Here is a 22023-nt window from a genome sequence, read left to right as displayed (position 1 = left end):
AAAGAAGGAATTTAAATCAAACGACTCTAATTAAATACTATTATAGTTTAATTTGAACAGAACATCTCAAATGGATGGACAAAATAAGAAAAGAGGATGACATTGAAGACAGGGGGAAATAATCAGTAGGTCCAGCTATTGTGTACCAATTCCACGACCACCAGGACATTAAGCCAATTCATCTCGGGTCAATTTAATACGAGTATAGGCACATCGAAACCCCGATTTTTGAACGTTCAAATCAGAAATCGTTCCTGGCTCCGTGGTTACAGTGGCCATTACCAATCCATGCTGCCTGGCAAAATTTAATCGAATCATCAACAGTTTTTTTTGCAAACCTTTACCTCGATATGCGGGTAACGTACTGGTAACACCCAAATCACAGACATCCTCATGCATGGCTACTGTAGCTCCGGCAATAATCTCACCTTCATCATAGACCCCAAAAGCAGTAACTCCTTTAGCATTGACATAATGAGTAAACTGCTCTTGAGCCTCCGGATAGCCAAAACCCATAGCGACTCGACGAGCCCAATGATGGACCTCATCAGACCTAACCACTCTCATTTCGTAGGGGCTGTCCCAATATCCTTCACTTTTGAAAGAGGACAAATCCAATGCTGAAACATTATTTATTTCGTTTACGCGATAGCCTCGTTCGCTCAAAAATCCGATTAAATCATTACCTACATAGGGGCATAGCTCAATATCAACGCGTGAATGCCCCAGTCCTTTATAAAAATGCTCTATAATTTCAATTTCCGTCTTAAAATGTCTGGATTTGGTACGAAACCCCCAACCAACAACCTGAGATAAAAACGAATCAAACCCTGAAAAGCACGCAGCACCTCCGTTAACATCTAATATTGCTCCTGATGCGTATTGTCTGGTAACTTCTATATGAGTTTGTTTAATGCACCGTTCCATGCGTGCGGTTAATTCTTTAGTGATGATCATCATGCATCACTCAATCCTGAGATGATTCGATTGACCAAACCAGGTCCTTGATAAATTAATCCTGAATAAATCTGTACTAAAGTGGCGCCTGCTGCAATTTTCTTTTGAGCACTGTCAGCACTATTAATGCCGCCTGCACCTATTAATGTAATCGCGTCACCCGCATATTTTTTTAATAACGCCAAACATCGAGTCGATAATTCTTCTACGGGCCTTCCACTCAACCCACCCTGTTCATCTCCATAAGGCAAGTTCTTAACACCATCGCGACTACAGGTAGTATTTGTAGCGATAATTCCTTCAATCCCATGACTCAATATCACTTCAGTCATCAGTTTTAACGTTTCGTCGTCTTCATCCGGCGATACCTTAACAACCAAAGGTACATGCCGTTGATGCTGCTCTTCAAGTTTCAATTGCTCATTCTGCAACTGAGATAACAATTGAGTCAGATAATCACCCTTCTGCAACTCACGTAAATCAGGGGTATTTGGTGAAGAAATATTAATGGTTACATAAGATGCATGCCCATAAACTTTTTGCAAACAATAGCAATAATCATTGGCCGCATCAGCCAATGAAGTGTCCTTGTTCTTGCCAATATTGATCCCTAAAATTCCCTTATACTGTGCTTTTTTAACATGAGTAACTAAAGCATCTACACCCAGGTTATTAAAACCCATTCGGTTAATGATTGCCTGAGCCTCAGGCAAGCGAAATAATCGTGGTTTAGGATTACCGGGTTGAGGCCGTGGAGTGACCGTTCCTACTTCAATAAATGAAAATCCAAGTTTAGCCAAGCCATCCAAATGAGTTCCATTTTTATCCAGACCAGCAGCCAATCCGACTTGATGTGGAAACTGAAGCCCCATTGCATTGACAGGCTTGCCTTCAATTTTATTGAAACACCATCCAGGCAGATGATCCAGGGCAGATAAAGCTAAATGGTGCGCCGTTTCAGGGTCCAACTTAAAAAGCAAGGGTCGTATCATTGAATACATAAAACTACTCCGGAAAAGGGTCTTTGTTTGATTCGATACCCTATTTCATTTATACGATACATTGCTGAGCCCATACTCGTAACATGGCATTTCCAGATTTTTGTAAATGAAAAGCAACTTCTCGCACTTCAATTCCAAAATTGTCTTGTTGAAGACCAAGTAACACAGGCCCCAGAAATGAGGAAGTTTTGCCTTCTTTGTCTATCAGTGGAAATATCCTGACTTCCTTTGCCACTCGAGCCAGTTCACGGATCACATTCAAATGAAAATCAACCGTTTGATTATCCAGATCAGCAAATAAATAATGAGAACATAAAGCAAAATCAAATGAAAAATCTGCGAAAGGGAGCTGTATATCTGTAACACCAAGGTACCGACCTTCAGTCTTACCCTGTCGGTAATCAGCAAAAAACTGTTCAAACCCCTGTTTTCTTGCTGCAAGCAACTGTTCAAAACCACCGCTGCGAGTGAAATCAAAATGTTCCTGTTCCGCTTTAATTTCTTCAGCCATTTGAGAAAAAATCATCACCGACTTTGAATACAAGGTATCCTTGTCAAGAACAAACAAAGGATCACAACTGACTACCTCAATACTCCTCTGCGCTAGCTGAGAATTCACTGAACTGGGTCCACATCCATATTCTAAAATTTTAGAATTAATTTCACTGTCTGACAGATCAAACATTTCTTGATATTCATCAACACCGTGACCCCATAAAACCAGATTACGCATGAGCAGCTCTCCTATATAAACCTGAATTCCGTGCTCAATTTCATTGCAGATTAACCTACCATGAATTCAGGTAAAACTTACAGCAATCAATTAAGTTTCGTTCCGGCTTAAGATTAGGTTATTTTTTAACCTTGGTAAAGAGTCTTTTTAAAATACACTGTGTTAGAAACTGTCAGTGAATAGACATTGCCGAATCGATTGGGTATAGTCTTGTGTATTTGTAAAATCAACAGGATAGAATCCATGCACAACGGACTAAAGTATCAATTGGGTGAAACCTATGACATGTTAAGAGACTCTGTCCATCAGTTTGCTCGCTCAGAAATCGCTCCCCTTGCTGCTCAAATTGATGAAACGAATACCTTTCCAAATCATTTATGGAGAAAGTTAGGTGATTTAGGCTTATTAGGTATCACGGTCAGTGAGGAATACGGCGGAGCCAATATGGGGTACCTTGCTCACGCCATCGCCATGGAAGAAATTTCCAGAGCCTCCGCTTCTGTAGGATTAAGCTACGGTGCTCACTCCAATCTCTGTGTGAATCAAATCTATTTAAACGGAAATAAGTCGCAAAAAGAGAAGTATTTGCCTAAGCTTATAAGCGGTGAATACATTGGCGCCCTGGCCATGAGTGAATCCAACTCAGGATCTGATGTAGTCAGCATGCAACTTCAGGCACGCTCATCCGGTGATAAATACATCCTGGACGGTACCAAAATGTGGATTACCAATGGGCCGGATGCGGACGTTCTGGTGGTGTATGCCAAAACCGACAAACAGGCTGCAAGTAAGGGCATTACCGCGTTTATTATCGAAAAAGGAATGGCTGGCTTTAAAACAGCTCAAAAGTTAGACAAGTTGGGAATGAGAGGTTCGAATACCTGTGAACTGGTTTTCGAGCATTGTGAAGTGCCTGCTGAAAATGTACTTGGGGAAATAAACCAGGGCGTCAGAGTATTAATGAGTGGCCTTGATTACGAACGAACAATACTTGCTGCAGGACCGGTGGGTATTATGCAAGCCTGTATGGATGTAGTTCTTCCTTACGTGCATGAACGCAAACAATTTGATCAGGCAATTGGTGAATTTCAATTTATTCAAGGTAAATTAGCCGATATGTACACTGATCTTAGTGCGTCCAGAGCGTATTTGTATGCTGTAGCAAAAGCCTGCGATAGCGGGATGGTAAGTCGTAAAGATGCAGCGGGTGTTATTCTGTATACTGCTGAAAAAGCAACACAAATGGCGCTACAGGCAATTCAAACTCTGGGTGGTAATGGGTACATTAATGAATACCCCACAGGGCGATTGTTACGTGACGCAAAACTCTATGAAATCGGAGCCGGCACTTCTGAAATAAGAAGAATGCTGATAGGTCGTGAACTTTTTAAAGAAACTGCATAAGGAATAGTGACATGGAACAGAATGATGTAGTAATAGTTGCAGCAAAAAGGACTCCCATGGGCGGAATGTTAGGTACTCTGTCCGCTCTTTCAGCACCAGAGCTAGGCGCTGTAGCACACATGGCAGCACTGGCACAATCAGGAATTGCACCTGCTGAAATTGACGAGGTCATCAGTGGCTGCGTTCTTCAGGCAGGAATAGGCCAGGCACCAGCGAGACAAGCAGCAATCGGAGCGGGAATACCCAATTCTGCTGGAGCAACAACCATCAATAAAATGTGTGGTTCTGGAATGAAAGCGACTATGCTGGCGCATGATTTGATCAAGGCAGGCTCTGCTCAGGTCATCCTGGCAAGCGGTATGGAAAGCATGAGTAATGCTCCTTATTTATTAGCAAAAGCGCGTTCCGGTTATCGACTAGGTCATGGTGAATTAAAAGATCATATGTTCCTGGATGGACTCGAAGATGCATATGAAAGAGGTCAATTAATGGGTTGTTTTGCAGAAGCAACCGCCAAACATTTCAAGTTCACCAGAGAACAGCAAGATGAATTTGCAATCCGTTCCATGACCAATGCGCTGAAAGCAATTGAAAGCGGTGCATTTGCTGATGAAATTGCCGCTGTTACCTTAACGACCCGTAAAGGTGACATCACAGTAAGCGTGGATGAAGGTCCAGATCCAGCAAAACTGGGTAAAATTCCCCAATTAAAACCAGCATTCCAGTCAGACGGCACAGTTACAGCGGCTAATTCCAGCTCTATTTCCGATGGTGCCGCGAGCTTGATATTGATGAGCGCAGCCAACGCAGAAAAACGTGGAGTGAAACCTTTGGCACGAATTGTGGCTCATGCCAGCCACGCTCAGGCTCCTCAATGGTTTACTACCGCTCCAGTAGATGCCATTCGTAAAGTAATGAACAAGGCATCCTGGAATCAAAATGATGTTGATCTTTATGAAATAAATGAAGCCTTTGCAGTAGTAGCCATGGCTGCGATAACACAACTTGAATTAAACCCGGAACAGGTTAACATCCATGGTGGTGCATGTGCGTTGGGCCACCCTATAGGAGCTTCGGGTGCGCGCATTTTGGTTACCTTAATGCATGCATTGAAACAACAAGGCAAAAAACGTGGTGTTGCCTCATTGTGCATAGGCGGTGGTGAAGCCACAGCAATGGCTATTGAACTGTTATAAAAGCACCAACATTCACCACTCATGCTGAACCATGGTGAATGGTCCGTTCGAAGTGCTGGCTGGGTGATGTCCATACTAAAAACTCATAGATAACACTGTGCATCTTTTAGATTGGAAATCACCCTAAAGCACCAGATGCGGCGTTTTTTGAATTGTGGTACATAGTTAATAATAAAAATAAAGGATGTACATGCTACGACAAAGTCTCATATATCTGCTACTCAGTGTTCTGGTAGTAGTTTTCGCCAGATATGCCCACCTTCTTATTGTTTATATAGATCTGTTTTTCACCTATATAAACTTGAAACTGACACCAATATTCAGTCAGACCGGCTGGGGATTAATTATAAGAAAAGTTTTGGTGTTAATGTTAATGCCAATCATCATAACGGGGATACCTGCCCTTTTTTACAGAGCAATTAAAGGTCGAGAAATGCCTCATTTTATTGCTATTGTCTGGGTGATCTGGACCATCATCGTTTTGAGCGTTATTTTGATACGTTAAGGATTCAGGCATGGCACAACTAATCAGTCAAATCAACACCGCAAGTCAGGATTTTAAAGACAATCAAGCAGCAATGCAGGCATTGGTGGATGAGCTGCGCTCAAGAATCAATGAGATTTCGTTAGGCGGTGATGAAAATGCCCGCACACGCCACTTAAAACATGGCAAATTATTACCCAGAGAGCGCCTGCAACAATTGTTAGACCCTGGAAGCCCGTTTCTTGAATTGTCGCAACTGGCAGCCTATCAGGTTTATGAAGACAACATTCCAGCCGCAGGGATCATTGCCGGTATTGGACGAGTATCTGGAATTGAGTGCGTTATTGTGGTCAATGATGCAACTGTAAAGGGAGGAACGTATTATCCCCTCACAGTGAAAAAACATTTGCGAGCTCAGGAAATCGCTCTAATCAATCAGTTACCCTGCATCTACCTCGTGGACTCCGGTGGTGCTTTTTTGCCTCTCCAGGATGAGGTATTCCCGGATCGGGATCATTTTGGCCGTATTTTCTTTAATCAAGCTCAAATGTCAGCACGAAATATTCCTCAAATTGCAGTTGTCATGGGATCGTGCACTGCAGGCGGAGCCTATGTTCCTGCCATGGCTGATGAATCCATTATGGTAAAAAATCAAGCAACAATTTTTCTTGGCGGCCCTCCTTTGGTTAAAGCGGCTACTGGAGAAGTTATTAGCGCTGAAGAATTAGGTGGAGCAGAAGTTCATTGCAGACATTCAGGTGTTGCGGATCATTATGCTGAAAACGATGCTCACGCCCTCCATCTTGCACGAATTGCCATAGGAAATCTAAATCGAAAGAAAATTGAAACGATTACGCGTACAGAAACCGTTGAACCACTGTACGATACCAAAGAACTCAATGGTATTGTCCCTGCAGACCCCAGGAAGCCTTTTGATATAAGGGAGATCATCGCCCGATTGGTAGATGGTTCCGATTTTGATGAATTTAAAGCACTGTTCGGCACAACGCTGGTGTGTGGCTTTGCACGTTTGTATGGATATCCGGTTGGTATCATCGCTAACAATGGAATATTATTTAGTGAAAGCGCCTTAAAAGGAAGTCACTTCATCGAGTTGTGTTGCCAACGCAAAATTCCATTAATCTTTTTACAGAATATAACCGGGTTTATGGTTGGTTCAAAATATGAAGCATCTGGAATTGCCAAACACGGTGCTAAAATGGTTACCGCTGTAGCGAATGCAAATGTACCCAAATTTACGGTGATTGTAGGCGGAAGCTTCGGGGCTGGTAACTATGCCATGTGTGGACGCGCCTACAATGCTCGCTTTATCTGGACCTGGCCTAATTCTCGTATTTCAGTCATGGGAGGAGAACAGGCAGCCAATGTGCTCGCTCAGGTCAACAGCGAAAAATATGCAAAACAAGGTAAAGTCTGGCCTATTGAAGAGGAAGAGCAATTTAAAAATCAACTGCGATCTCAATATGAAACTCAAGGTAATCCTTATTATGCCAGTGCAAGACTTTGGGATGATGGGGTCATAGCTCCCCAGGATACACGAATGATTCTGGGTCTTGGTTTATCGGCAGCCTTAAATGCGCCTATTGAATCCACGCATTTTGGCGTTTTTCGTATGTAACTGGAATTAAACTCATGAGCGACCTTATTAGTGAAATTCACGATCAGATGTGTTTATTAACCATCAATCGTGTGAACAAACATAATGCTTTTGATAATCATCTCCTCGAGGAGATGCAGATTCAACTGGATGCAGCAATCAATAATGACTCAGTACGGGTTATTGTGCTTAAAGCAAATGGTAAACATTTTTGTGCTGGCGCGGATTTAGCGTGGATGCAAAGTATGATTGCTTACGATGAAAAACAAAATCTGAACGACTCGATGATACTTGCCAGGCTAATGTACTCTCTGAATCAATGCCCTAAACCCACAATTGCCGTGATACATGGTTCTGCGTTTGGCGGAGGAGCAGGACTTGCTGCAGCCTGTGATATTGCAATCGCAGCACATTCAGCCCGCTTTTGTTTTTCAGAAGTTAAATTAGGATTGATTCCTGCAGTTATAAGTCCTTACGTTGTAAAAGCTGTTGGAGAACGAACAGCACAAATGCTGTTTATGACTGCCGAAATTTTTGATGCTGCTCGTGCCTTATCGCTCAATTTAGTGCAGCATCTTGTTCCGGAGGATAGCTTGATGGACTTTACACTCAATTATGCTAAACAAATCATCAATAATGCCCCGCAGGCCGTGACAATGTCCAAAAATTTGGCTCGATATGTTGCAAACAAAAACATTGATGAACAACTGGTTCACTACACAGCTACACTCATCGCTCAAAAAAGAATATCAGCTGAAGGACAAAAAGGTCTGCAGGCATTTTTAAATAAAGAAACACCTAACTGGAACTAGGAACTTGCATGTTTAATAAAATTCTAATTGCTAATAGAGGTGAGATAGCCTGTAGAATCATAAAAACAGCGCGATCCATGGGTATTCATACCGTAGCAATTTACTCCTCTGTAGATAAAAACAGCCTGCACGTACAATTGGCAGACAGCGCGTGTTACGTTGGGGAAGCTGCTGCTAAAGACAGCTATTTGAATATTGAACACATTATTCGAGCAGCAAAAGATTGTGGTGCAGAGGCAATACACCCTGGCTATGGATTTTTATCAGAAAACCCCGGCTTTGCCAAAGCTTGTGAACAGGCCGGAATTATTTTTATAGGTCCGTCCATTGAAGCGATGGAGGCTATGGCATCAAAACAGTTAGCCAAGCAACTGCTTGAACAAACCAATGTGCCATTAACTCCCGGCTATCACGGCCTGGAACAGTCAGAAGCCATACTACTGGAAGAAGCCAAAAAAATTGGTTTTCCAGTACTGATAAAAGCAGCCAATGGCGGCGGTGGTAAAGGAATGAGAGCCGTTTATGACGAAACCGAGTTTAGCGATTGTCTGGCTGGAGCCAAAAGAGAATCTTTGGCCAGTTTTGCTGATGACACCATGATCATTGAAAAGCTGGTACTTAATCCTCGCCATGTTGAATTACAGATTATCGCTGACAATCATGGGGCTGTTGTGCATCTGTTTGAAAGAGATTGCTCGATTCAACGACGGCACCAAAAGATAATTGAGGAAGCCCCTGCTCCCAATTTAACAGACTCCATGCGGAAAAGATTGGCTGATGCAGCATGTGAAGTAGCTCGTTCTATTAATTACAGAGGCGCAGGTACTGTTGAATTTCTGGTTGATGACAGAGAGCAATTCTATTTTATGGAAATGAACACCCGTCTCCAGGTCGAACATCCAGTGACTGAAATGATTACAGGAATTGATTTAGTTGCCTGGCAATTTAAAATCGCAGCTAATGAGCCTCTTCCGCTTGCGCAGAAAGACATTAAGGCTAAAGGACATGCAATCGAATGCCGTATCTATGCCGAGGATCCGTTTAATGGATTTATCCCATCCATAGGGCAATTGAATTTTCTTCAAGAACCATCAGGAGAAGGACTTCGCATCGATACAGGTGTCCAACTGAACTCTCAAATTACCATGTATTACGATCCCATGATCGCAAAATTAATCGCTTGGGGAAATAATCGCGAGGAAGCGCTCCATCGTTTGAATCAGGCACTGTCGCATTATTTTATTGGTGGAGTAAAAACCAATATTCCCTTTTTGCAAGCCATCTGCCAACATCCCAAATTTACAAACGCTGAGCTGAGTACTGATTTTTTAAGCAAAGAACACATTCATTTAAGCACTCCCGATCGGCATTTAGCATTAAAAATGGCCATTGCTTATGACTATTTAGATACAATTAACAACGTCAATGATCCCCTGCTTAAAGATGCTTTTGCATGGCAAATGCACATTCAGGGACACTGGATCTGGCGTTATCATCATGATGGCGTCATTACTGAAGCGCGTATTACTCCAATTGACGATACACGCTTCACCCTCAACTTAAATGATGGCGAACACCAGATCACCGCACACCGTGTTCACAATCATCTCACCATCGAAGCAAATCAGCACCGTTATCACGCTACGGTTGATAATACAGAACAGCATTTAACTTTATATTCTGAGCAGGGACAAATCAGCATAGAACGGTTTCGCTGGAATAAGCTGGACGCGCATGCAACGCTGCATAAAGGCCAATTAACAGCCCCCATGCCCGCAACAGTTGTTGCCGTCTTGAAAAAAACCGGTGAACAAGTAAAGGCAGGAGAACGTTTAATAATTCTGGAAGCAATGAAAATGGAACACACCATTCATGCTCCAGTTGATGGGGTGCTACTGGATGTATTCTATGCAGTGGGTGCACAGGTAAGTGAAGGAGCTGAATTGATATCACTCAGTGAATCTGAGTCATAAACTACTGAGATTATTATGGACTATCCTCAACACGTGACAATAATAGAAGTGGGTCCTCGTGATGGCCTGCAAAATGAATCCTCTTTTGTATCCACAGAACACAAAATTGAACTCATTAATAAGCTCAGCCAAACGGGTCTTAAACATATTGAAGCAACCAGTTTCGTATCTCCCAAGGCCATACCGCAATTAGCAGATGGCGAACAGGTCTTTCGATCAATTTCAAAAAATCCTTCCGTGTCTTACTCCGCACTCGTTCCAAATGAACGCGGTATGATTAAAGCACTTGATGCAGGGGTCCATGAAATTGCTGTATTTACAGCGGCAAGTGAATTATTTAACCAAAAAAACATCAACTGCTCCATTCAGGAGAGCATTGAACGATTCAAACCTGTACTCGACATGGCAAAAAGCAACAAAATCCAAGTAAGAGGATACATTTCCTGTGTTCTGGGTTGTCCTTATCAAGGTGAAGTGCAACCCGATATGGTCGCTGAGGTGACCCAAAAATTGCTTGATCTGGGGGTAGACGAAATTTCTCTTGGAGATACTATCGGTGTAGGAACACCAAGACAAACGCAATTAGTATTAGACAAAATTCTACGACTCATTCCCTTAAACCGACTGGCCATGCATTTTCATGATACCTACGGCCAGGCAATTGCGAATATCTATGCATCCTTGCACTATGGAGTATATCGTTTTGACAGCTCCGTAGCCGGTCTTGGAGGGTGTCCCTATGCCCGAGGTGCCAGTGGTAACGTTGCTACAGAAGACGTTCTTTATTTGATGCATGGCTTAGGAATAAACACCGGGGTAGATATATTTAAAATCGTAGCTGCCGGAGATATGATTTGTAAGCTTTTGGGACGTAAAAATCAATCCAAAGTCGCAAATGCATTATTGGCGAATCCCTGCAATTAACAACCACGATTCATCACGGCCTGATTTCCACCAAAAGGACAATTCAGGGAAGTACATAGCAAGAGAGAACAATTCATGAATGAACTAGTATGGACTCCAAAAAATCCCCAAAATTCACAAATGGGGCAATTTATGCTGTTCGCAGCAGAAAAACATTGCCAGATATTCGAAAACTATCAGGATCTCCACTCGTGGTCAATCAAACACCCCGAATCATTCTGGAGCACGCTATGCGAATTCTTTAAGCTGAGTTTTGATACACCGCCTCATCAGATACTGAATTACTATGAATCCATGCTGGATGCCCGATGGTTTAGTGGTGCGCAATTTAACTTTGCTCAAAAGCTATTATCCCGCAGAGATGCTCACCCAGCCTTAATCAGCATTAACGAGAATAATGAAAAACAAGTATTCAGCTACGAGCAATTATACGTTGAAGTAGCCAAGTGCGCTGCTGGACTTAAAGCAATTGGAGTGATTTCCGGTGATCGCGTCGCGGCTTTAATGCCGAATATGCCGTTAACTATTATCGCTATGCTGGCAACCACTTCCTTGGGAGCCATTTGGTCGTCATGCTCACCTGATTTTGGAGCACAGGCCGCAATTGATCGTCTGGGACAAATTGATCCCAAAGTACTGTTTATTTGTGATGGTCATCAATATCAGGGAAAAATCCATAGCGGTGCTGAAAAAATTATACAACTAAATGCAGCAATTCCCTCACTAAAACAAATCGTGGTTTGTCCCAACATCCGTGAAAAAATAAATCTCACTGAAGTACCCAGCGCTCTATATTGGAGCGATTTTATAAAGCCTGTCACCCAATGCGAATTTGAACCCTTCCCTTTTGATCACCCGGTGTATATTCTGTTTTCATCAGGTACTACTGGAAAACCTAAATGTATTATTCATGGAGCAGGCGGAACACTGCTACAGCATATTAAAGAACTGGGCTTGCATACTGATTTACGTGATACGGATAATTTATGTTTTTATACTACCTGTGGCTGGATGATGTGGAATTGGACTGTTTCCGCTCTTGCGTTGGGCGTTACTCTCACTCTATATGAAGGTTCTCCTACCTACCCTCAGACCAATCGATTATTCAAATTAATTGAGGAAGAAGGTATTACCGTCTTTGGAACCAGCGCGAAATTTATTTCCTCAATTGAAAAAGCAGGTATCAAGCCAAAAGATGAATGCAACCTGTCGCGATTAAGATGCATTCTCTCAACAGGCTCACCTCTGCTTCACAAAAATTATGATTTTGTATACGAACACATTAAAAATGACCTCCAGCTCTGTTCCATCTCTGGTGGCACCGATATTATCTCCTGCTTTGCATTGGGTAACCCAATACTTCCTGTATACAGAGGCGAATTACAATGTATCGGCCTGGGTATGGCAGTAGAGGTATTTGATGAAGAAGAACATTCGGTTTTAAAAACCCGTGGCGAATTAGTGTGTACGAAACCATTTCCATCCATGCCTTTAGGATTTTGGAATGACAAGGATAAAGTAGCCTACACTAATGCCTATTTTGCTCGTTTTCCTGGTGTATGGGCTCATGGTGATTTTGCCGAAATAACAGAACACCAGGGCCTTATCATTTATGGACGTTCAGATGCAGTGCTAAATCCTGGCGGAGTTCGAATAGGAACTGCTGAAATCTACAGACAGGTTGAAAAAGTGGATGCCGTCATAGACAGTATCGTCATCGGCCAGGATTGGCAGGATGATGTTCGGGTTGTGTTATTTGTCAAATTGCGAGAAGGAGTCATCCTGGATGAGGAGTTGATTCAAGCCATTAAACACACCATCCGGGAAAATGCTTCTCCCCGGCATGTCCCCGCTAAAATACTCCAGGTTACTGATATTCCACGCACGATTAGTGGCAAAATAGTAGAAATAGCAGTCAGGCAGATAGTTCACGGGCAACCAGTGCAGAACATTCAATCCCTGGCCAACCCGCATGCTTTGGAGTATTTTAAAAACAGGACTGAGCTAATGAATTAGGCAATCATGGTGGTGTACCTAAAACAGCACTGCGGTGTAGTCCCTTTATAGAGCAAAGGTCCAATATTATATTTTTGACTGAATGGTCAACTAATACAGTGACATACCGCTTTGTTTACATCTGCGAATCGTGTATACTGTGCGCTGGCGTCGATTTGAAAACTCAGCTTGCGGACGCTCAAAAGAGTAACCTTTTTTGAAAATACGGCTAAAGCGGGCAGTCTCTTACACCCCTCTAGGTCTTCCGCAGCATATTCCAGGTTATTGTTATGATTGAATTGTGTGGAGTAACTAAATCCTTCTCAGGCAAACCAGCCCTTCAAGATATTAATTTATTTATCCAGGAAGGTGAGATATTCGGTATTATTGGTAAAAGTGGCGCTGGAAAATCTACTTTATTACGCTGCATTAATTTACTGGAACGGCCTGACCATGGAAATGTCCTTATTGACGGACAAAACCTGATGACTCTGTCCAGAAAAGAACTGGCGTTAGCTCGACATAAAATTGCCATGATTTTCCAACATTTTAATTTATTAAACTCCAAAAATGTGTATGACAATATTGCCTTGCCCATGCGTATTCAGGGAATGGATGAAGAAACCATCAATGACAAAATCAATGAATTATTGCCTGTTGTCGAATTAACCGATAAAAAACTTGCTTATCCATCACAGCTCAGCGGCGGACAAAAACAACGGGTAGCGATTGCACGCGCTTTAAGCTGCTCCCCCAAAATACTCCTTTGTGATGAAGCAACCTCAGCCCTTGATCCTGAAACAACAGATTCAATTCTGACCTTATTAAAAAAAATCAACAGCCTCTACGGCATTACGATCGTGGTCATTACCCATGAAATGGACGTAGTGAAACGCATCTGCAACAGACTCTCCGTTATGATCAATGGTTCCATAGCGGAGACGACTGCTCTATCAAATGTATTTAACAACCCGGACAGCCTGGCACGCACAATGCTTTATGCTCAACTCAGCCCCGAACTGCCTGCTTGCCTGACCAGCAAAATCGCCGACTACGCAACGGATAAACCCTTATTGCGTTTATTCTTTCAGGGTGAAGAAGCAACCGTTCCGTTTATAAGCCAAACCAGTCGGGAACTCAACATAGACATCAATATATTATTAGCCAATATTGATCGCTTTGATTCAGTTACTTGCGGAGTCCTGGTCGTTGAATTAACTGCAAACCCATTATTGCTCGAAGCATTCCTGGAGCGCTGTAAGCAAGTCGGTTTAACTGTGGAGATCTTAGGTTATGTCCTACCCAATGGTATATGATTTACTCAATGCAACTGGTGAAACCCTTTATATGGTGTTCACCAGCACTTTCTTTGCTGTCTTGCTGGGATTACCATTAGGCACTTTGCTTTATTCAAGCAAACGCATCAAACCCAACCCCAAGATGCACAAAATGCTGTCAGCATTAATTAATGTATTTCGTTCCATCCCTTTTATTATTTTATTAGTGGCTATTATTCCTTTAACGCGCCTTCTCGTCGGTACATCCATCGGAATGAATGCTGCTATAGTTCCCTTAACTCTTGGAGCCACTCCATTTTTTGCACGACTGGTTGATAATGTCTACCAGAGTTTACCGTCCGGTCTGATCGAAACCGGTTATGCAATGGGGGCCAGTACTCGCCAGATAATCCAGCATATCTTATTGCCTGAGGCCCGCTCAGGCTTAATTCATGCCATTACGGTCACTGCGATTACCCTGGTTAATTACTCCGCAATGGCAGGAACAGTAGGAGCTGGCGGATTGGGAACTTTGGCTATAAACTATGGTTATCAACGCTTTAACGCCGGTATCATGATAGCAACAGTAGTCGTTTTGATTATTTTAGTTCAACTCATGCAAATGGGAGGAGACTACTTGGCTAAACGGTATTTACACCACTAATAGAGAGATCCCTGATGCGAATTTTAAGTTACATTGTTTTAATACTAAGTCTTGTTGCATGCAGCAGCAAACCCTCACCGAATACTTTAGTCATAGGAACCATTGCCGGACCGGAAACAGAGCTCATAGAAACAGCGAAAGCGGTCGCTGAAAAAGAATATGGATTAACGATAAAAATTGTTGAGTTCAATGATTATAATTTGCCTAATGAAGCCTTACAGGATGGCAGTCTGGACGCCAATGTGTACCAGCATTTACCTTACCTGAAAGCCGCCATTCTTGCTCATGGATATAACCTTCAGGCCATAGGAAGAACCTTTGTTTACCCCATGGGTATTTACTCGAAAAAATACACATCTCTAAAAGACATCCCGGAAAACAGCATTATTGCAGTACCCAACGATCCAAGTAATGAAATGAGGGCGTTTTTATTGTTGGAAGACTCTCAGTTAATCACCGTAAAGGATGCTACCAATTCAGGCTTGCCCAGCATTGAGAGCAATCCCAAAAAATTACAGTTTAAAGAAATGGACGCCGCTCAACTGCCTCGAGTATTGCCCGATGTTGCTGCCGCAGTCATCAATACCACCTTTGCTTTGCCAGCAGGATTAAATCCAGGTAAAGATGCATTGTTTACTGAAGGCAAAGATTCCCCTTATGCCAATATTATCGTGATTCGCAAGGACACCCAAAAGAGACCTCAACTGGAATTGTTTGTAAAAGCGCTAAACTCAGACGAAGTCAAAGCAAAAGCTAAAGAGCTTTTTGGTGATTCTGCAATACCAGCCTGGTAATTAATACACTGATAATCCATTACAGCCTCTTCATGTACCAGGTAGAGCCGACGAAATTCAGGATATTTCCCTTCCAGTCAAGGGGACATATCCTGAACACCAACTTAATTTTTTCTTAATTAAATCATGATATACTTCATATAACACAACTTATCATTTGGTGATAAATATGCCTGGTCCTCTGCTTTCTCGAATACCTTTAATTGGCAAACATCTATTGTCCAATGAGTATTTAAATAAACTGTCGCCTACAGCCATCGACAATCTTGGTCAAACCTACCGCAATGTAATCGGTTTGGGAAATAACCCTTCGTTCGCTAGCGGCGCATTTAAAAAACTGGATCAACAAAGAACTACTGACAATGATGAGATACCGGTTAAAGCCAAAGGGCCGTACGGAGCTACGCTTCTTGATAAAATAAATGACAGCTCTAATGATGCAGCTTCCAAGGCAGCTAAAGCAGCAAAAAACTCAATCACTACTGCTCTTACTACCAGCGATGAGTATGCTAAAGCAATGATGAAATTTAATGAAAATTCTGCGACGTTCAGGGAGTTAATAAAACGTATCCCCAATGAAAATTTTGGCGCGGAGGCGGTATTAGAGACATATAAATACTACATTGATAAAGCAAGATCCGCGATTAGAGCGCAACAGGATCAAGATACACAAAAATTAACGGCACAATTTGATCAATTAGAATTTCAAAATAACTTGATGACCGCGTTCAACATTGCTTCAACTGATCCGGATGTGGATCAAAAAATTAATGATATCAAAACCAATATGCTCAAGGATCTTTCTGCCGCACAAAAAAAACAATTGGCAGAATTTGATAAATCCACGTCGGACTCAATGAATAAACTGCATCAGGCTTCTGCAGAAGAATACCGACAAATGGGCATGATTGAAACAATAAAAAAAGCCAATCAAGACAATGTTGCAATGCTCGACGCTATCGCTGAAGAAAATAGAAGAAGCCGGCAAATTCCTGCTAATACACCGAGTGCTGCTATAGCCAGCTATGATGATACCGCCGCTAAAGTAAAAATGGGTCACGCCAAATTGGAAGATATCAAATCCTTTAAATCGATGACTGGCATGGAGATCGAGCAGGTTCAGCCTGGTGTTTTTAAATTTCACTTCGGCATTATAAGCCCAAGATACTATCAAAGCCTGGCCCAAAAACCCCTCACTGATTTTTTACTGGTATCGCAAGCAATTAGAGCCCAGGGAAACGATAAGATCTCCTGGACTATCGAAATTGAAGATCCTGAAACTCTGATGGAACGAGCAAGGCAAGCTGTTGAAGGCTCGGTCAGAGCTGGTTTCGAGCTGGATAAAATCGTGATTCGAGACAAGACCGGAAAAGAGCTAAAACTTGAAGAAATCTTTAAGGACGATCCTGAAACATTCAACAGAATAAGGAATCGAGCTGCTGAAATAAAACACGAGCTATCCAATATAAATCCACCAGCAATCAAAACCTCTAAAGATAGTTCTGTAAAAGAAGCAATAAAAGAAATTAGAGACCAGCATAGAATTAATCCTCCTGCGGAAGAGGTGGAAGAAGTGGAAGAAATGGAAGAGGAAAAGAAAGCTGGCCCACAAGCTTCCTAACGAGCAATTCAGTATTGGTATACTTCAATTACTTCGGATTTAAATGACATTGAATCACGGTTTTCTCCATGGTAAACGGAGAAGACTGTGAGCCTGATTACCCCCTTTACTACCCCCAAACTGCAGATTATACCTTGAATTAAGTTCACTGAAGTTCATGCGGATGAACCTGTTGTACACAATGATGTAAGTCTTGAATAATACTGATGATATTATGCTTACCTGCAACAGCGAGTCGGTCGGCCAGATTTCCAATAAAACTGACATTGTTTTTTTTGCCATTAAATTTCGTTGAGATGAACACACGAATGCAAAAAAAGGAGTCTAATTTAGCGACTTGGAATCACTTAATCCAGCATCATAATTCTCCTCTGTTTCTGGTATGGTTTTTGGCGTACTAAAAAACCCCAAATTAGCTATCGACGAACTTTTTGTATTACATATTTTATTTAAATTAATAATAAATTCTTTATTTTCTTCACTTATCCTCCCCCCTTGATTCCAAGGATCTTCAATGCCCATTTCTAGTTTTTCCACGTCAAGTTGACCTTCTTCTTCCAGCCACCACACTAAAAGATCAAGGCTCTCTTCCGGGGTTAATCCTAAATCGATAGAAAATATCTTAAATCGATCTATAACTTCGTTATAAGAACTACGCCTATAATTAAATATTTGAGTAGTATATTCAGCAACATAATCTTTAACTTTCGATTTTATTTTATCTCCAGATGAATTATGACTTATTTCTTTTGACACTATATTAGATAAATCTACCGGATTTCTAAAAGGACATATACAGAACTGCAGAGTTAATAAGGTAGCTTTCTCGAGCTTGATGTCTAATTTTTCAATTAATCCATCCACTATCTTCTGATTATCAAATAAGAAATAATAATCCCTTATTTTTTGTGCAAATGTAATCCAGTTGTTTGGCGTTTCTTGGGGTGAATTAATTACCACAGTTATTGGATAATTATTATGCTTCATCCATTCCAAAGTAATCTGTTCAACGTGTGGTTTAGGCACATCAAAAAATTTCGCTAGTTTTAAATAAATTAAAAATCCGTCATTATCTACAGCTCCAGATATAAGTTTTTGTTCCAGTTCGCCTAATGTATTGCTCAGATTCTCATTAAGCTCATTATCGTGTAAAAGCTGTACATGGATTTGTCGTATGAGAGAGTCCACTTTAGACCAAAAATTTTTTTTAGCAAGCGCTGCAATTTCTGAATTCAGAAGTTTATTAAATGAGGTCTTAATATCAAATTGTATGGCGAATTGCTCCAACTGCTTTAAAGTAACACTATTTCTAATTTGAGGGTTCCTACTTCTGCCTGTAAAGACAGTTTTCATTTGTTGCGGAGCCATTAGTTGGTTAAATTGAGTATTCAAGCACTTTTCAGCAATTTTATTAACTGCCTCCACGGTTTCGTTAGAGGAAAATTTAGATAAAATTCTATAACTGGTCATAAATATAGAGTTATTACTTAATGCAAAAAAATTTTCTGGAGAGAGTTCATTAGAATCTATAATGTATTTCGCTAGTTTTATAAGGTATTCTTTTAAAGTAACATCGATTAAATCATTGTCTAAGGCGCATATTATATCGTGACAATTCGTTTCAGTAATTCCGTTATCCAGATCACTCGTTAATTTTTCAATATAACATTCTTTCATTTTTAACAAACTATCTCTTTTGACACCTTCGATGGATTTAATAATCTGTTCCTGTAAGGAAACAGGATAATTAGAATAAGCGGGTAAATAATTGTCAAGATCATCTTTAATTCCATATAAGCCACAAGTACTTAAATCACCGACTGACATTCGTTCAATTTGAGAAAATTTCGACATATCTTTTAATGTATTCTGAATGAAGTCGTTACACAGTGTGGTCCACATCTGGATTAACTCTTCATCACTATGCTCAGGCTCTATCGTTTCCATGTTATGGAGGCATGATATTTTAACAATTGGTAAATCCATTCCAAATTTTAGAGCTTCATTTTTAATAAATAGTGCCTGTAACAAAGGGGACAAGGGATGAAAAGGACTAACGTTTACTATAGGGTCCAAAGTGTAATAAATGTCGTGATATTCTGTAACGTCATAAATAATTTCTGTATGATTCGTTCCATCAGGATTATCGATACCTAATTTATGCGCCTTAATTAACGCAGCAATTTGTTCTTCCTTTTGTTCTCTGGTTTGTGAATCATCAAATTTTAAACCACGCTTTTTACCTTTTCCGGTATACGCATTGCGTTCATAAATTTGTTTAATATCATCTATATTTACGTGCACAATCCGGCAACCTGCACTGCCGAATACCCCTCCACCAGAAAGCAGTATCGATGTAGATCTATTTACATTACCTCGTTTATAGTAATTTTTATCAGAGCGAGTTTTTTGGGTTAATGAACGACTGGTTTTACGAAACTCAATTTCTGCAGCAGATTCAATGTCATTGTCTTTTTTATGTGGTGCTTTCTTTGTCTTTTTATTACCATAAACTAGTGACCGTAGTAATATTTTACCCTCGCTTAAGTCCAAAGGTCCTTTAGGTATGTCTTGTTTTAATTGATCACCAGATAATAAGCTCCCATTTCCATACAAGAAAGGAGTAATTTTATAATTAGAGTCCTTTAAAAACGTATCTCTAACCTTGGTGAAAACGTCTTCTGTTTCATAATATGACTTGACCTCAGGTCGCATTCTTTTAAACGCATCTCCTTGTTTTTCTATAATACTTTTCACTTCATTAACCAAACAGGCCATTTCATCAAATGCTAATTGATCAAATACTGCTATTGATTTATAAAAATCTAAATAGTAGGACTTAAACGTTTCGCGAACACGATTAACATCAAGGCAATCAGAATCATGAATGATTTTTCGCTCTAAACTGCTACAATCAGCCTCTATTGAACGTGAACGCCCTAATAAACCATCACTAATTAATGCTGCATTAGGCTCTATCAAAACCCATGAAAAGCCCTCATCCGTTTGCCTCAAGGAATGAAATGGTGCATCAGGCTCTCTATCCTTATTAGCAACAAACTCAGCAAATTGGTGTGCCTTGTCATTATCTATCTTTAATACCTCTACTAAGTAAGCATAAAGGAATAGTGCACTATCCTCGTCCCACCAATCAGCTCCTTCTGACATACGAGCTGAATCGTGAAATATCATCGCAATTTGAGTGAGTTTCAAGCTGTCATTTGAAAATTCTTGATCCACACCATCATTATAGCGTCTAAAAAAATTAGCCATTACAACTGCATATACAGCCGCTCTGGCTACATGCAGTATTCCATGATGTGATTTGGAAGAACCATCTGGATATGGATGAGAATATATATTTTCGTTTGCCCACATTACATGTTCATTAATGCCATCTTCAAAATTAATATCCTGCTTTCTAAACATATCTACATTTAGGTTTCTTTCTTTAAGCAGTGATTGTATTTGAGCATATTGCTTTTCTGTGAGCATAATACGGACCCTTATTTGTCATATCTGATAAAATTATAAGCACTTTTGCCGTCTAATTCAAATAGAGCACTAGAAGAAGGGACGTATCGCACGGCTGTCCCATTAAAAATATGTCGTCTTTCCGAGCGTAGCGAGGAATCTCCTGAAAGGTTGCACGATCCCATTAAAATGGGGCCATTAAAATCATATAAAGAGTTTAAAAGGTAATGATAATTAATGCATTCATTCAGATTGTGCCAGTTTGCAGGAGATTCCTCGCTACGCTCGGAAAGACGTCATATTTTTAATGATACAGCTGTGGGACGTATCGCTTCTACGCCAGTACAGAGCGAATTGAATAAAAAATTGCGAGTTACATCTGGCACTAACACAAGATGAGTTTCTCTAAAGAACAATCCTGAAAACCCCGGTGGTGAAGGCTAATCGCCAACCCAGCATGACGATCCCCCAAAATTCCGCTGTTCCAAATACCTAAAATCTGATATTTTTAATAGGCAATCAACAGCAAAGTTGATACAATAATTTGTGTATCTTATTATAATATATGAATATTTTATAAGATTACTATTATCAATAACTAATGTTGCAACTCCTTTTATAGAAAATGGAATTCAACGGGTTGGCTAAGGAGATGGCTATGAGTACTCGTGGTTTTGATGATTTTGATACAGATATTGAAGATGTTAATGATGCGGCACCAATTATTCCAGAACCAAGTCCTTCTACAAAATTGGAACGACGCAGAAAAATTGAAGATCTGTTTGAAGAAAAAAGATTAAGAGAAGAGCTGGCTGAGTTTGGTTAAATCAACTGCCATCTGGGAATATTCCCTCTTGCGTTAATAATAGTCTTGGTTGCTAGCAACCAGGATTTTATGCACAAACTTTAAGCTTCGATTTAAAAGCATGAGAAACTATGATCCTGTTTGCGAGCAAACAGGCTTCAACTCCTGGATCCGTGGTCACAGTTCAGTTCTACATTCTGGATCAACTATATCTCAGTTAAGTAGCCTGGTTGCTTGCAACTAAATCTTATACACATCTTCACAAACCAGTCCGGTTCTACTTTATGGATC

Annotated in this window: 17 protein-coding genes; 13 read left to right on the top strand and 4 right to left on the bottom strand. The window is 40.8% G+C overall.

The window, feature by feature from the left end; genetic code table 11:
- Positions 1-168 precede the first annotated feature (168 nt).
- Genes ELY21_RS06275 through ELY21_RS06265 form a run of 3 tightly spaced genes read right to left on the bottom strand, consistent with a single transcriptional unit; the run spans position 169 to position 2691 of the window.
- The gene (locus ELY21_RS06275) at positions 169-957 is read right to left on the bottom strand and encodes a GNAT family N-acetyltransferase (RefSeq protein ID WP_199741661.1); all 789 of its coding nucleotides are present in this window, start codon (positions 955-957) and stop codon (positions 169-171) included.
- Positions 957-1958, bottom strand: coding sequence for a quinone-dependent dihydroorotate dehydrogenase (locus ELY21_RS06270; protein ID WP_127107906.1), 1002 nt, complete (start codon positions 1956-1958; stop codon positions 957-959). Before ELY21_RS06270 ends, ELY21_RS06275 begins: the two co-directional genes overlap by 1 nt.
- Positions 1959-2007: 49 nt before the next feature.
- Positions 2008-2691: a hypothetical protein gene (locus ELY21_RS06265; protein ID WP_127107904.1), complete on the bottom strand. Its 684-nt coding sequence runs from the start codon at positions 2689-2691 to the stop codon at positions 2008-2010.
- Positions 2692-2934: 243 nt separating this feature from the next.
- Between ELY21_RS06265 and ELY21_RS06260 the strand changes: the two genes are divergently transcribed.
- The 12 genes from ELY21_RS06260 to ELY21_RS06205 all read left to right on the top strand — a co-directional run bounded on the left by ELY21_RS06260 (position 2935) and on the right by ELY21_RS06205 (position 17453).
- The gene (locus tag ELY21_RS06260; protein ID WP_127107902.1) at positions 2935-4095 is read left to right on the top strand and encodes an isovaleryl-CoA dehydrogenase; all 1161 of its coding nucleotides are present in this window, start codon (positions 2935-2937) and stop codon (positions 4093-4095) included.
- 11 nt (positions 4096-4106) lie between these two features.
- Entirely contained in the window at positions 4107-5291 is a 1185-nt protein-coding gene (locus tag ELY21_RS06255) for an acetyl-CoA C-acyltransferase (protein ID WP_127107900.1), read from the top strand.
- Positions 5292-5481: 190 nt separating this feature from the next.
- Positions 5482-5796: a hypothetical protein gene (locus ELY21_RS15825; RefSeq protein ID WP_233588673.1), complete on the top strand. Its 315-nt coding sequence runs from the start codon at positions 5482-5484 to the stop codon at positions 5794-5796.
- 10 nt (positions 5797-5806) lie between these two features.
- The gene (locus ELY21_RS06245) at positions 5807-7414 is read left to right on the top strand and encodes a carboxyl transferase domain-containing protein (protein ID WP_127107896.1); all 1608 of its coding nucleotides are present in this window, start codon (positions 5807-5809) and stop codon (positions 7412-7414) included.
- A 14-nt stretch (positions 7415-7428) separates the two neighbouring features.
- Complete coding sequence (locus ELY21_RS06240) at positions 7429-8205, top strand: enoyl-CoA hydratase-related protein (protein ID WP_127107894.1); 777 nt, start codon at positions 7429-7431, stop codon at positions 8203-8205.
- Positions 8206-8213: 8 nt separating this feature from the next.
- Entirely contained in the window at positions 8214-10178 is a 1965-nt protein-coding gene (locus ELY21_RS06235) for an acetyl-CoA carboxylase biotin carboxylase subunit (protein WP_127107892.1), read from the top strand.
- A gap of 15 nt (positions 10179-10193) precedes the next feature.
- Positions 10194-11102 carry a hydroxymethylglutaryl-CoA lyase gene (locus ELY21_RS06230; RefSeq protein WP_127107890.1) on the top strand — a complete coding sequence of 303 codons (909 nt, stop codon included), beginning with the start codon at positions 10194-10196 and terminating at the stop codon, positions 11100-11102.
- Between the two features lie 75 nt (positions 11103-11177).
- Positions 11178-13118, top strand: coding sequence for an acetoacetate--CoA ligase (locus ELY21_RS06225; protein ID WP_127107888.1), 1941 nt, complete (start codon positions 11178-11180; stop codon positions 13116-13118).
- Between the two features lie 269 nt (positions 13119-13387).
- Positions 13388-14413 (top strand): methionine ABC transporter ATP-binding protein, encoded by a 1026-nt coding sequence (locus ELY21_RS06220; protein ID WP_127107886.1) that lies wholly within the window; start codon positions 13388-13390, stop codon positions 14411-14413.
- The gene (locus ELY21_RS06215) at positions 14391-15038 is read left to right on the top strand and encodes a methionine ABC transporter permease (protein ID WP_127107884.1); all 648 of its coding nucleotides are present in this window, start codon (positions 14391-14393) and stop codon (positions 15036-15038) included. Before ELY21_RS06220 ends, ELY21_RS06215 begins: the two co-directional genes overlap by 23 nt.
- Positions 15039-15052: 14 nt before the next feature.
- Positions 15053-15832 (top strand): MetQ/NlpA family ABC transporter substrate-binding protein, encoded by a 780-nt coding sequence (locus ELY21_RS06210; protein ID WP_127107882.1) that lies wholly within the window; start codon positions 15053-15055, stop codon positions 15830-15832.
- Between the two features lie 169 nt (positions 15833-16001).
- Positions 16002-17453 carry a hypothetical protein gene (locus ELY21_RS06205; protein WP_127107880.1) on the top strand — a complete coding sequence of 484 codons (1452 nt, stop codon included), beginning with the start codon at positions 16002-16004 and terminating at the stop codon, positions 17451-17453.
- Positions 17454-17777: 324 nt separating this feature from the next.
- Here the strand turns inward: ELY21_RS06205 and ELY21_RS06200 are convergent, their stop codons facing one another.
- Positions 17778-20948, bottom strand: coding sequence for a hypothetical protein (locus ELY21_RS06200; RefSeq protein WP_127107877.1), 3171 nt, complete (start codon positions 20946-20948; stop codon positions 17778-17780).
- A gap of 637 nt (positions 20949-21585) precedes the next feature.
- Between ELY21_RS06200 and ELY21_RS15715 the strand changes: the two genes are divergently transcribed.
- Positions 21586-21753, top strand: a complete 168-nt coding sequence (locus tag ELY21_RS15715) for a PA3496 family putative envelope integrity protein (RefSeq protein ID WP_165482372.1) — start codon at positions 21586-21588, stop codon at positions 21751-21753.
- Positions 21754-22023: the final 270 nt, after the last annotated feature.

The sequence above is a fragment of the Legionella sp. km535 genome, assembly GCF_003990085.1.
Lineage (GTDB): Bacteria > Pseudomonadota > Gammaproteobacteria > Legionellales > Legionellaceae > Legionella > Legionella moravica.
The sequence above is the reverse complement of the archived record's forward strand: the minus strand, read 5'-3'. Positions and strand labels throughout refer to the sequence as shown.

What these genes read in the sequence shown, in the direction of transcription:
- ELY21_RS06215 (WP_127107884.1), top strand. Translation starts at nt 14,391, where the DNA reads ATGTCCTACCCAATGGTATATGATTTACTCAATGCAACTGGTGAAACC.
- ELY21_RS06260 (WP_127107902.1), top strand. Translation starts at nt 2,935, where the DNA reads ATGCACAACGGACTAAAGTATCAATTGGGTGAAACCTATGACATGTTA.
- ELY21_RS06245 (WP_127107896.1), top strand. Translation starts at nt 5,807, where the DNA reads ATGGCACAACTAATCAGTCAAATCAACACCGCAAGTCAGGATTTTAAA.
- ELY21_RS15825 (WP_233588673.1), top strand. Translation starts at nt 5,482, where the DNA reads ATGCTACGACAAAGTCTCATATATCTGCTACTCAGTGTTCTGGTAGTA.
- ELY21_RS06225 (WP_127107888.1), top strand. Translation starts at nt 11,178, where the DNA reads ATGAATGAACTAGTATGGACTCCAAAAAATCCCCAAAATTCACAAATG.
- ELY21_RS06220 (WP_127107886.1), top strand. Translation starts at nt 13,388, where the DNA reads ATGATTGAATTGTGTGGAGTAACTAAATCCTTCTCAGGCAAACCAGCC.
- ELY21_RS06200 (WP_127107877.1), bottom strand. Translation starts at nt 20,948, where the DNA reads ATGCTCACAGAAAAGCAATATGCTCAAATACAATCACTGCTTAAAGAA.
- ELY21_RS06210 (WP_127107882.1), top strand. Translation starts at nt 15,053, where the DNA reads ATGCGAATTTTAAGTTACATTGTTTTAATACTAAGTCTTGTTGCATGC.
- ELY21_RS06270 (WP_127107906.1), bottom strand. Translation starts at nt 1,958, where the DNA reads ATGTATTCAATGATACGACCCTTGCTTTTTAAGTTGGACCCTGAAACG.
- ELY21_RS06230 (WP_127107890.1), top strand. Translation starts at nt 10,194, where the DNA reads ATGGACTATCCTCAACACGTGACAATAATAGAAGTGGGTCCTCGTGAT.
- ELY21_RS15715 (WP_165482372.1), top strand. Translation starts at nt 21,586, where the DNA reads ATGAGTACTCGTGGTTTTGATGATTTTGATACAGATATTGAAGATGTT.
- ELY21_RS06240 (WP_127107894.1), top strand. Translation starts at nt 7,429, where the DNA reads ATGAGCGACCTTATTAGTGAAATTCACGATCAGATGTGTTTATTAACC.
- ELY21_RS06275 (WP_199741661.1), bottom strand. Translation starts at nt 957, where the DNA reads ATGATCATCACTAAAGAATTAACCGCACGCATGGAACGGTGCATTAAA.
- ELY21_RS06265 (WP_127107904.1), bottom strand. Translation starts at nt 2,691, where the DNA reads ATGCGTAATCTGGTTTTATGGGGTCACGGTGTTGATGAATATCAAGAA.
- ELY21_RS06205 (WP_127107880.1), top strand. Translation starts at nt 16,002, where the DNA reads ATGCCTGGTCCTCTGCTTTCTCGAATACCTTTAATTGGCAAACATCTA.
- ELY21_RS06255 (WP_127107900.1), top strand. Translation starts at nt 4,107, where the DNA reads ATGGAACAGAATGATGTAGTAATAGTTGCAGCAAAAAGGACTCCCATG.
- ELY21_RS06235 (WP_127107892.1), top strand. Translation starts at nt 8,214, where the DNA reads ATGTTTAATAAAATTCTAATTGCTAATAGAGGTGAGATAGCCTGTAGA.